Origin of the sequence: Nocardiopsis halotolerans DSM 44410, from assembly GCF_000341065.1 — a bacterium.
GTDB lineage: Bacteria > Actinomycetota > Actinomycetes > Streptosporangiales > Streptosporangiaceae > Nocardiopsis > Nocardiopsis halotolerans.
In genome coordinates this window covers 1,463-9,853 of sequence record NZ_ANAX01000019.1, presented here as the reverse complement: position 1 = coordinate 9,853, position 8,391 = coordinate 1,463, and the positions used below count along the sequence as shown (strand labels likewise).

Here is an 8,391-nt window from a genome sequence, read left to right as displayed (position 1 = left end):
TACCCGGGCCGTAGGCGTCGAGGGACCGCCTACGGCCCGCCGCCGCGCCTTTGGCCGCCTCGGTGTGAACACGCCTTGCGCGCCTGAATAGCATCGTGTGCTGTGGCACATCAGACGACGAACACCGCGAGTGGTGACGGCCCGGGCATCGCCTCCGTGCGCGGGATCAGCGTCACCTACACCGACCGCGGAGCCGGGTACCCCATCCTCCTCGTCCACGGTCACCCCTTCGACCGCACCATGTGGGAGCCGCAGGTCAAAGCCCTCGCGGGACGCGGCTACCGGGTGATCGTCCCCGACCTGCGCGGGTACGGGCACAGCACCGTCGTCCCCGGGACCACCAACCTGGACACCTTCGCCCGCGACCTGGCCGGGCTCCTGGACCACCTGGGCCTGGACGTGGTGAGCGTGGTGGGGCTGTCGCTGGGCGGCCAGATCGCCCTGGAGCTGTACCGGCTCTTTCCCGACCGGATCGACTCGCTGACCCTGACCGCCACCAACCCCCGCCCCGAGACCGAGCAGGGCAGGGCCGCCCGCGCCGCCCTGGCCGAACGCCTGCGCGCCGAGGGCATGCGCGGTTACGCCGACGAGATGCTCGTGGGCATGATGACCGCCGACAACGTGCGCGAACTGCCCGAGGTGGCCGACCACGTGCGCGCCATGATGTACGCGGCCCCGCCCGAGGGTGCGGCGGCGGCCCTGCTCGGCCGCGCCAGACGCCAGGACTACGTACCCCTGCTGCGCCGGGTCTCCGCCCCCACCCTGCTGGTGGGAGGGCAGTACGACGGGTTCACCCCGCCCGACTTCACCGAGTCCATGCACGTGATGGTCCCCGACTCGGTCGTGGAGATCATCGAGGGAGCCGGGCACCTGCCCAACCTCGAACGCCCCGAGCGCTTCAACGAGGTTCTGCGCCGCTTCCTGGACCGCTGCCGCACCCGCGCCTGAGGGGCCTCCACCCGGACGGCCCTCCCGCGTGTCCGCACGGCTGGACCGTGCGGACACGGCGGTGACCCCGCCTCAGGCGCGCTCCACCGGCAACCACAACTCGGCCTCGGCCGTGGCGCCGTCCCCGGAGTAGGCGACCCGCAGGACCTCCGGCCCCTCGGTGGCCCGGTAGGCCGGGTTGGAGGGGAACCAGTGGCCGAAGGCGTCCGCCCACATCCGTTGCAGACCCTCGGGAACCTCCTCCACGGGCACCGACTTGGGAAAGACCACCCAGGTGCCGGCGGGCACCTCCAGGACGTCCATGCCCTCAGCACCCCGCGCCGAGGTCGCCGCGGCCTGGTAGTAGTCGATCTCGCTGCCCTCCCCACGGTCGGGGGAAAGGGCGACGGTGACTCCCAGGAGCCCGCGCGGCTCCTGGTCGGACAGTTCCCCGATCCGCTCCCGGACCCCCTGGTCCAGGCCCCGGACGAAATCCTCCATGACGGGGTTGCGGCCCTCGTGGACGATCGGCACCCTCGCCCTGGCCCCCACGAGACGGAAGGCCTCCTTCTCCACGATCCGGTAACGCATGGTGGTGCTCCCTTCGACGGTCAGGCGGAACGTCATCCGCGGCTGGGAGTTGAGCACCGCGCCGGTCCGGCGGGCCTCGCCCGGCCCCACCCCGTGCATGGCGCGAAACGCCCGGGCGAAGGCCTCAGCCGACCCGTAGCCGTAGCGCACCGCGATGTCGAGCAGACCCTCCTCGCCCCGGAGCACCTCGGCTCCGGCGAGGGTGAGCCTGCGCCGCCGCACGTACTCCGACAAAGGCATCCCCGACAACACCGAGAACAGGCGTCGCAGGTGGTGCTCGGAGGTCAGCGCGGTGCGCGCCATCTCCGCCACGTCCACCGGTGCCCGGGTGTCCTCCTCGACCTTCTCCAGTGCCCGGTTGAGCCGGTCCAGCATGGTGCCTCCCTCCTTCTTCCACCACCGACGTTAGGAACACCGGCCCCCGCCGTACCCGACATTTGCCGACCCTCTCCGGTCGGTTTCCCATCGTCTCGCGGTCCGCTGGGTAGGGGCTCGCCCAAGGCCAGGGAATCCTTGGGCAAGGAGCGTGTCTGGGTCGACGTGGCGTACCCGGCATCGGCGAACATGGCCCCGAGGATGGCCCGCGGACCGACCCCGAGAAGGAGGTGAGCGGGGCGGGGACACACGCCCCGCGGACACATGGACCTGGGTTTTCTGCGACCTCTGTACGAGAGCGACGCACCGGTGGCCTCGGTGCACCTGGACACCAGCCGCGACAGGACCGACGCGGGCAAGGAGATCGAGCTGCGCTGGCGCCACCTACGCGACGAACTGTCCTCACTGGGCACCGACGAGGCCACCCTGGACGTGTTGGAGGAGGCGGTCAGGGAGGGAACCTCCCGGGCCTACGGCAGCCACGGTCACTCCCTGTTCGCCTCCCGGGGGCGACTGCTGGGCATGCACACCCTCTCCGAACCACCCCGGCAGGACCGCGCACGCCTGATGCCGATCCCCGACCCCCTTCCCGTGGTCGTCGACCGGGACCGCTACCTGCCCTACGTCCTGGTGGCGCTGGACCGGGTCAACGCCAAGATCTTCTCCTACACCGGCCAGCCCGCCACCAAACCGGCCTCCGAGAAGGAGTTCTCCGGCGCCAACCTGCGCAACCTCGAACCCATGGGCCGCGGCGGCCCCGGAGTCCTCAGCGGCTACAACGGCCGCTTCGACGGCAAGAACTACCCCCTGGAGACCTGGCACGAGAACGCCACCAGGATCGCCCAGCAGGTACGCGACGCCGTCGCCGAGGTGGACGCCAAGGTCATCTTCGTCGGCGGCGACGAGGAGGCCATCGCCTACCTGCGCGAGAACATCGGCGAGCGCAGACTGAACATCCCCGTCAAGCTGGTACCCGGCGGGCGGGGCGGCCCCGACGCCGAGGAGCGCCTGCACGAGGCCGCGGTGGAGGCGCTGCGTGATTTCGTCATCGACGGACACGACGACCTCATCGCCGACTACCAGCAAAAACTCGCCAACGACCAGGCAGTGCGCGGCACCGAACCGATCCTGCCCATGCTCTCGGAGGCGCGGGTGCGGACCCTGCTGTTGGGCGCGGACCGCGACCGTGAGCCCGAACTGTGGGGTTCGCCCCACGAACCGATCCTCGTGGCCAAGGACCCCGCGAACCTGGACGACGCCGACGCGGCGTTCCGGGCCCCGGCCAGCGCGCTGATGCTGCGCTCGGCGATGGCCGCCGACGCGGGGTTCAGCGAGATCCTCGACCACGGTCACACCAGTGCCGAGAACGGTGCCATCCTGCGCTTCCCCAAGTCCCGGGAGGAAGGGGCCTGACCCGGCGCCGTGGCCGTCCGCGTCCTGGAGGGCGCGGACGGCCACCCCCGTGGACGGTGCCCGTTCAGGAGCCGGTGGTCATTCCCAGCAGGGCCGTCAGCCCCGCCTCGGTGACGAACTCGATGCGCTGACCGCGCTCACGGTAGGCCTCGGCCCGCAGGTGCTTGGCGGTCTTACCGGTACCGCCGTGACCGCCGATCACCAGCACGTCGGTCCTACGGGTGACGTTCTTGGCCGGATACCCGCCCGCCTCGGCCACACGCCGCCACACCTCGGGCTTGTCCATGGACTCCAGATCGCCCGAGACGCACACGGTACGCCCGTACAGCGGCCCCGAGGGGTCGGCGTCGGGGGAGGGCTCGGGCAGCGCGGCCCGGGCGTCGCGCTGCCACCTGCCGAAACGGTCCTCGACCGCGGCAACGGCGGGCCTGGCCGCCACGGGCTCCGCCACCGCGCCCCCGCTCCGGGCCTCCACACGGCGCAGACCCATCCGGGCGGCACGCGCCAGGTCGGCCAGCGACGCGGTGCCGTACCGTTCCATGGCGGCGATCACGATGTGCGCGGCGGCCTCGGCGTCGGCGTCGGCCCGGTGGTGGTGCCGCACCCGGTGGCCTATGTGGGCGCACACCGTCGGCAGCTTGTGGTCGGGCAGCTCACCCCAGGTACGCCGGGACAGCGCCAGCGTGCACGCGTACTCCCAGGCCGGGTGGGCCAGCCCGGTGTGCCCGCAGGCCTGGCGCAGCACACCCATGTCGAAGGCGGCGTTGTGCGCCACCAGGGGAGTGCCGTCGGCGAACTCCACGATGTGCGCGTGCACCCGCTCCCAGGAGGGGGCGTCGGCGACGTCGGCCTCGGTGATGCCGTGCACCGCGGTGTTGTGACGGGAGAAGAAGTCCACCTGCCGGGGCGGCCGGATCAGGGTGGTGTAGCGGTCCACGACCGCGCCGTCGCGCACCCGCACCAGACCGACCGCGCACGCGCTGCCGCGGTCGTGGTTGGCGGTCTCGAAGTCGATCGCGGTCCAGGTGTGGGACACCGCCTACCTCCAGCGACAGGGAACGGGCCAAGGTGGTCCCGGCGACGCGCACGGCGGCCCCCGGGGAACGGCGGCCGACCCCCGGCCCTCGTCCCGTTCGCGTCACCGGCCGTGGACGGACCCCGCCCGGAACGCGGAAGGAGGGCGGCCACGTCCTCCGACCCGGCCGGGAACTCTCGGGGACCCAGGTTAGCGCCTTCCACCGGGCCGCACGTGTCGAACGCCGAAGGGTGCCCGTCACAGTCGCGGTTCCTCGGAAGCGGCCTTTCCCCTCTGACGGGGGCCGGGGTCGAACAGCGCCACCGACCGCCCTCGTGCCCACCCCCCTCCGACCGGAGGGTCCGCCCCATGGCCCGCGCGGACACCCGATCCCTAGCGTGGTCACCACTTCCACGACCCACCAGGCGAAGGGCCATCCCTGATCACCCTGCGACACCTGACCAAACGCCACGGAGACACCCTCGCGGCGGACCCCCTGGACCTGGAGGCCGCTGTCGCAGTACGTGGAACAGCGCTACGCCGCCGAGCTGCTGGCCGACGACTCGGGAAGGGTCGGCTACCTGCTCAAGGACCGGGTGTCGGAGGTGGGGGAGTTCCTGGAGGCCCTGGAACGGGTACGCGGGGGCGGCGGCCCGCGCACCGGTTCAGGCCGGGACGGGGGTCGAAGGCGGTGGTGCGCTCGGCCTCCTGGGAGGACCACGCGGCGTCGGCCCCCGCCCCGACATGCAGGGCAGGCGTGGCCTACCTGGCCAGGAGGTCGCGCAGCGCCCCGACCACCTCGGCCGGGGCCTCCTCGGCCATGAAGTGGCCGCAGGTCACCGTGCTGTGGTGCAGGTCGCTCGCCCAGGCCCGCCACACCGCGGCGGCGTCGTAGCCCAGGGCCGCGCCCCAGTCCTGCTGGAGCACGGACACCGGCATGCGCAGCCGCCTTCCGGCCGCGCGGTCGGCCTCGTCGTGCTCGACGTCGATCCCGGCCGAGGCCCGGTAGTCGGCGACGATCGAGGGCACCGCCTCCCGGCAGGCCCTCAGGTAGGCGGCACGCACCTGGTCGGGGATCGCCTCGGGGTCGCGCGCCCACAGGTCCAGGAAGTGCCCGAAGAACGCGTCCGGGCTGGCGCCGATCAGCTGCTCGGGCAGACCGGGCGGCTGCGCCATCAGGTACAGGTGGAAGCCCACCGCCGCCGAGGCCCCGCGCATCACGTCCCACATGTCCAGGGTCGGCAGCACGTCGAGCGAGGCCAGGTGGGTGACGGTGTCGGGGTGGTCCAGCCCGGTACGGACGGCGACCAGGGCACCCCGGTCGTGGCCCGCCAGGGCGAAGCGGTCGTGCCCCAGGGCCCGGGCCAGGGCGACGACGTCGGCGGCCATCGTGCGCTTGGAGTAGGCCCGCCCGTCGGTGTCGGCGGGCTTGTCGCTGTCACCGTAGCCGCGCAGGTCCGGGCAGATGACGGTGTGGTCGGCGGCCAGGTCGGCCGCCACGTGCCGCCACATCAGGTGGGTCTGGGGAAAGCCGTGCAGCAGGACGATCGGACTGCCCGTTCCGCCCACGGCGACGTTGAGCGCCACCCCGTCGGCGACGGGCACGCGCTGGTAGTCCAATCCCGGGATCCTCGGTTCCACGGTGTTTCCTTCCTGTCGGTCGTGTGGTGCTCCCCCGACGAACGGGGCGAACGCGGTCGTCCACGAGCGTGCCGGGCACCGATGAGCAACCGATGAGCAACGGCTGAGCACGAGCGTCAACGGCCCCGAGCAGGGCGGGCGGCCCGATAGATTGGCTGCCATGACGGGGGAGGAGACGGACGCCGCGGTGGACTTTCGCGTCCTGGGCCCCGTGGAGGCCGTCGGCGCGCACGGGCCGCTCGACCTCAGGGGGCCGCGGCACCGCGCGGTCCTGGCCCGACTACTGATCGCCGGGGGCGGCGTCGTGTCCGTCGACCGACTCGTCGAGGACCTGTGGCCGGAGCCGCCCGGGGGCTCCGTGGCGGCGGTGCGCACCTTCGTCTCCGCCCTGCGCCGTTCCCTGGAACCGGACCGGCCCGCACGCCAACCCGCCCGGCTGCTGGTGACCGCGCCCCCGGGCTACGCGCTGCGCACCGGCCCCGAGACGGTCGACGCCCGACGCTTCGAGACCGCGCTGGCCCATGGCGGCGCACGGCTCGCCCAGGACCGGCCCGGCGAGGCGCTGATCGTTCTGGAGCGGGCGCTGGCGTCGTGGCGCGGTCCCGCCTACGCCGAGTTCACCGCCTATCCCTGGGCGCGCGGTGAGGCCGACCGCATGGACGGGCTGCGGCTGGTGGCCGTGGAGCGGCACGCCGAGGCACTCCTGGCGCTGGGCCGGTCGGGCGAGGCCGTGCCCGACCTGGAGGCGCACGCCCGGGCCCATCCGCTGCGCGAGAACGCCTGGCGGCAGCTGGCCCTGGCCCTGTACCGCTCCGGCCAGCAGGGCGACGCGCTCGCGGCACTGCGCCGGGCCCGCCACATCCTGGCTCGGGAACTGGGCGTGGACCCCGGGCCCCAGCTGCGGCAGCTGGAGGCCGACATCCTGGCCCAGGCTCCCCACCTCACACCCCGCGCCGCCGCCACCGCGCACCCGCCCCGGGCTGAGGCGACCGTGCCCGAGCGTTCCCGGCGCCCCTTCGTGGGCCGCACACGCGAACTGGACCTGTTGGAGCGGGCCGCCGCCTCCGCCGCGCCCGACACCACGGCCCGGGTCGCGCTGGTCTCCGGTGACGCCGGGTCGGGCAAGACCGCCCTGGCCCACGCCCTCACGCGGCGCCTGGCCGCACGCGGGTGGACCACGGCCTGGGGGCGCAGCCCCGAGCACGAGGGGGCGCCCGCCGCCTGGCCCTGGGCCCAGATCGCCGCCGCGCTGACCGCCGAAGGCACCGGGCCCGCCAGCCCTTCGGAGGAGACCACACAGGCCGGTGGCATGAGCCCTCGGGATCGCGGCGTCCCCGCGAATCCCGTGCCGGAGGAACCGCTCGGGGCCGCCGGAGAGGTCGGCGCCCCCGGCTCCCCGAGTCCCGGGGCGGTGACCGACCCCGCCGCCGGTTCCGGACCGGGGAGCCTGGACGAAGGCGCCAGGAAACATCCCGGGGCGCGGAACCCGGCCGGGGATGCCGTGTCCGCGACCGATTCCGTCATCGGCGTCCCGGCAGCGGCCGCGGCCCCCGCCGCGGCCCGCTTCCGCGCCCTGCGCGCGGCCGTGCGCCTGGTGGCCGGGGCCGCGCGGCGCGGCCCCGTCCTCCTGGTCCTCGACGACCTGCACCGGGCGCAGGAGGAGACCCTGGACCTGCTCACCACCCTGGCCGCCGAGACCTTCCCCGGGCCGGTCCTGGTGGTGGGGACCCACCGCACCGGGGAGGTGTCCCCGACACTGACCGCGGCCCTGGCCCGGCTCGCCCCCGGCGAACCGACCCGCGCCTACCTGAGCGGCCTGAGCGAGGACGCGACGAGCACACTCGTCCGGTCCCTGGTCGGCCACGACGTCGACGCACGCGCCCTGCGCACCATCCACCACCGCAGCGGCGGCAACCCCTTCTTCGCCCGCGAACTGGCCCGGCTGCTGTCCGAGGGCACCGCGCCCGACACCGTCCCCGCCGGTGTGCGCGACGTCATCCGCCACCGCCTGGGCACACTGACACCCGCGACCCAGCACCTGCTCCGCCAGGCGGCCGTCATCGGTCGCGACGTCGACCCGGACGTCCTGGCGTCCCTGACCGGGGACGGGGACGCCCTCCTCGACGCCCTGGACGAGGCCCTGCACGCGGGCTTCCTCACCGAACAGGACGAAACAAGCAAACCGGGCGACACCCAGCGGCTGCGCTTCACCCACGTCCTGGTGCGCGACACCCTCTACGAGGACCTCTCCCGCCCGCGCCGGGCACGCTGGCACACCGCCGTGGCCGAGGCGGTCGAGGCGGCGCACCCCGACCAGGCCGCCCTGCTCGCCCACCACCTCGCCCGCGCGGGCGCCCCCGCCACCGCCGCCCGGGCCGCCCACCACGCCAGGACCGCCGCGCTCGAAGCCGAGGAGCGTTTCGCCCCCC

The 8,391-nt window shown here is 73.8% G+C and carries 6 protein-coding genes and 1 pseudogene (1 of these 7 running past the window's edge); 4 read left to right on the top strand and 3 right to left on the bottom strand.

The features are described from left to right. Positions 1–102 precede the first annotated feature (102 nt). On the top strand, positions 103–948 hold the full coding sequence (locus tag D455_RS0101200; protein WP_017568935.1) for an alpha/beta fold hydrolase: 846 nt from the start codon (positions 103–105) through the stop codon (positions 946–948). Positions 949–1,020: 72 nt separating this feature from the next. On the opposite strand, the gene D455_RS0101195 is transcribed toward D455_RS0101200, so the two are convergent. After that, positions 1,021–1,893 carry a helix-turn-helix domain-containing protein gene (locus D455_RS0101195; RefSeq protein ID WP_017568934.1) on the bottom strand — a complete coding sequence of 291 codons (873 nt, stop codon included), beginning with the start codon at positions 1,891–1,893 and terminating at the stop codon, positions 1,021–1,023. Between the two features lie 264 nt (positions 1,894–2,157). Between D455_RS0101195 and D455_RS0101190 the strand changes: the two genes are divergently transcribed. After that, complete coding sequence (locus tag D455_RS0101190) at positions 2,158–3,306, top strand: baeRF2 domain-containing protein (RefSeq protein WP_017568933.1); 1,149 nt, start codon at positions 2,158–2,160, stop codon at positions 3,304–3,306. 64 nt (positions 3,307–3,370) lie between these two features. Here the strand turns inward: D455_RS0101190 and D455_RS0101185 are convergent, their stop codons facing one another. Further along, positions 3,371–4,342, bottom strand: a complete 972-nt coding sequence (locus D455_RS0101185) for an exonuclease domain-containing protein (RefSeq protein WP_017568932.1) — start codon at positions 4,340–4,342, stop codon at positions 3,371–3,373. Between the two features lie 491 nt (positions 4,343–4,833). On the opposite strand from D455_RS0101185, the pseudogene D455_RS34990 reads away from it, so the two are divergent. Beyond that, positions 4,834–4,971: pseudogene (locus tag D455_RS34990) on the top strand (DNA-binding response regulator); the annotation flags it as partial. Positions 4,972–5,083: 112 nt separating this feature from the next. Here D455_RS34990 and D455_RS0101180 read toward each other — a convergent pair. Then, positions 5,084–5,962, bottom strand: a complete 879-nt coding sequence (locus D455_RS0101180) for an alpha/beta fold hydrolase (RefSeq protein ID WP_026122199.1) — start codon at positions 5,960–5,962, stop codon at positions 5,084–5,086. Between the two features lie 160 nt (positions 5,963–6,122). Here D455_RS0101180 and D455_RS0101175 point away from each other — a divergent pair, with 160 nt between their 5' ends. Continuing rightward, a protein-coding gene (locus tag D455_RS0101175) for an AfsR/SARP family transcriptional regulator (protein WP_017568930.1) crosses the window boundary here: on the top strand, positions 6,123–8,391 show its 5' portion. It continues 1,247 nt past the right edge of the window; only the first 2,269 of its 3,516 coding nucleotides appear in the window; the start codon lies at positions 6,123–6,125; its stop codon lies off the right edge, out of view.